The 2,405-nt window shown below is 65.4% G+C and carries 2 protein-coding genes; one reads left to right on the forward strand and one right to left on the reverse strand.

What is annotated here, in order from left to right:
• Nucleotides 1-881: 881 nt before the first annotated feature.
• The gene (locus AB0M26_RS31780) at nt 882-1,337 is read right to left on the reverse strand and encodes a hypothetical protein (RefSeq protein WP_365266482.1); all 456 of its coding nucleotides are present in this window, start codon (nt 1,335-1,337) and stop codon (nt 882-884) included.
• Between the two features lie 713 nt (nt 1,338-2,050).
• Here AB0M26_RS31780 and AB0M26_RS31785 point away from each other — a divergent pair.
• Entirely contained in the window at nt 2,051-2,338 is a 288-nt protein-coding gene (locus AB0M26_RS31785; protein ID WP_365266485.1) for a helix-turn-helix transcriptional regulator, read from the forward strand.
• The last annotated feature ends 67 nt before the right edge of the window (nt 2,339-2,405 follow it).

Genomic DNA, 2,405 nt, shown 5'->3' on the forward strand with positions numbered 1-2,405 from the left:
TTCGCGGTCCATACCCGCCGAACCGGCGGAATCGGGCCGGGTGTGCGCTTGGGCCGAGGGGTCGCCGGGGGCGGCGGCTGACGGCGCCGTAACAGACTGTGTCACATCGATCTCACACGGTCCTCCCATTCGCACGCCAGGCGTTCTCTCGTTCCGCTCAACGAATCCGGTGGATGTCCGCGATGTGCGTGTCCAGGTCCGTCGCGGACCGCCCCGGTCGGCGTACTCGGCCAGGCCCGGCAGTGTCATCGGTAGAGCGCCGAGTGGCCGCGCTCCGGCAGAGCGAGAGCGGTGTCTTCTCAGGCCCACGCCCCGAGTCAGCGTGCCGGGAACGAGTGCAAAGGTGGCTATGTGATCTCCCCGGAGTGAGGTGCTGCGGGGATCCGTAGAGTCCAACAGGACAGAATCCGCCCTGATCACCTGACCCATGTGCTGACCCTGCTGGACTCCTCCAGTCGATACCGGCTCACCGGGGCAGAGCTGGCCGCCCGCGGCCGCTACGGCGGCTACCGACTGGCCCGCGGCTATCGGATGCATGATCGGTCCGCACTTTGTCCCATACGGAGATACTTGACCGTGCAGGCATCCCATGAGGTCGGCACGTGGCCGCCATAACGACGTAGGCAGGAATCCCTCACCACCACATCCCTCCACAGAGCCCACCGGCGCATGGCTCCCTGGAGTCACGTGGCTACCGTCCTGGTGCCACTCCGTTAACGGAGGGCGCGCAACATGCGAGAGGGAGCGTCATCGGCTCACCGGCCCAAGCCACTGGCCTTGTCCCGGGCCGAACTCATCCCAGCAGGGGCTTTGGAGGAGATACGCCCGAAGGGCGGCCCCCCGCGAGGGGCCGCCCTTTGAACGTGTCTCCTCCAAAGCCCTCAGATGGCGCACTTGCGGCCGGTGATGACTTCGAGTTCGTAGAGGCCACCCTCGGGCTCCGACTCGGTTCTGACCACGCGGATCTGTCCGCGGGCCTCGCAATATTTGCCGGTGCCTCCGGTGATGGCGATGTGATAGGGGGTTTGAGGGTCGCGTGTGGCGTTCTGCCAGGTGAGCTGGCCGTCTTCGAGGACGTAAGACCCGTAGCAGGTCTCGGTCCGAGGGGTGGTGTCGACGCCGACGCAGTTGGTCGTGACGAAGCCGACGTTCTCACCGTTCCGGTCCAGCAGGTCGGCGGTGACATTGGGGAACTGCCCCTGGGTGTTGGTGGTGGTGAGGGTGAACCTCTCCACGCGGCCCCTGTCATTCTCGGTGTCCGCGTGGGCCACCGGCGCGCTGAGCACGACGGGGATAACGGTCAGAGCGCACAGAGGCAGCGCGAGTGAGGCTTTCATGGGTTCCTCGTTTCTGCGTGGTGGTGGGTTTCCCTAGGTGATCTAACGCCGGGCCGGGCTGCATTTCCTCTAATGCACCGCCGGACGGGTGTAGCCCGGCGAGCCCCAAGGCAGGAGCGTGTGCGCCACCAGAGTGAGCGGCAGACGAAAAGTCCCCGATAGCCGTCGGCTACAGCGACAGCTGACGACCCTGGCGGTGACCTCGTGTACAGCGGGGGGCGCCTGCTCTGACCGGCGCCCGGCGCCACATAGCCGGGGACCCGAGCCAGAAGCGGCCCTCGTCAACGCCGTTGCCGACCTTGAGGCGAAGACCTGGGGCGGAACTCCGCCGGAGCTCGACGACCGGCCACCTCCTCCCGACTTCTCCCAGACCTTCAACGAACTCCTCAGCGCCACAAGGAGGTGACGTCGTAGGGGTTGGCAGCATCCGTCAGTTGATATCGATCGTGAAGTTCTTTGTGGCAGCCAGCGGCGGCGCGTATCCGTCAGTCACGGTCCCTTCGACGTTGATGGTCTCGGCCGTGGTCGGGATGCCAGAGATCTCGCTGTCGCCGCGTTACCTGTGAAGTCATCAGGCAGACCCTTGAAGGTGAAGTTCCTGCCCTCGTTGATGAGCTCAGTTCCTCCTCCAGCACAGGAGCTGTAAGGGCAATAGATCTGCCATATAGGCGGCTCTGTCTCTGAATCAGCATTGGCTGCGATAGGTTGTGGGCATGCCGACGATGAGCACAGAGGACCTGCTGCGCCTGACGATCACGGCGTTGATGGCCAGAACGGGCGAGCAGCAGCGGGACCTGGCCGAGGGGATCGGTCTCTCGCCGACACAGGTCAGCCGGAAGCAGAGCGCTCAGCGCTCGTGGTCCCTGGACGATTGCGACCGGCTGGCCGCGCACTACGGCATGCCTGTGCTCGATCTGCTGGCCGGACCCACCCATGCCGCGCACAAGCTGCCCGAGGACCGCGTGGCAGCCGCCCTAGCCTCGCCGTTTCGGTTGGGGTGATGAGGCGTCGTTGAGGGGGGAACTGTCGGGTGGCCGACAGGATTTCGGTGTTCGGACATGGTGGAGA

It is taken from the genome of Streptomyces sp. NPDC051776, from assembly GCF_040681345.1.
Lineage (GTDB): Bacteria > Actinomycetota > Actinomycetes > Streptomycetales > Streptomycetaceae > Streptomyces.

Excerpts from the sequence above, each read along its gene's own strand:
- AB0M26_RS31780 (WP_365266482.1), bottom strand. The coding sequence starts at position 1,337 with ATGAAAGCCTCACTCGCGCTGCCTCTGTGCGCTCTGACCGTTATCCCC.
- AB0M26_RS31785 (WP_365266485.1), top strand. The coding sequence starts at position 2,051 with ATGCCGACGATGAGCACAGAGGACCTGCTGCGCCTGACGATCACGGCG.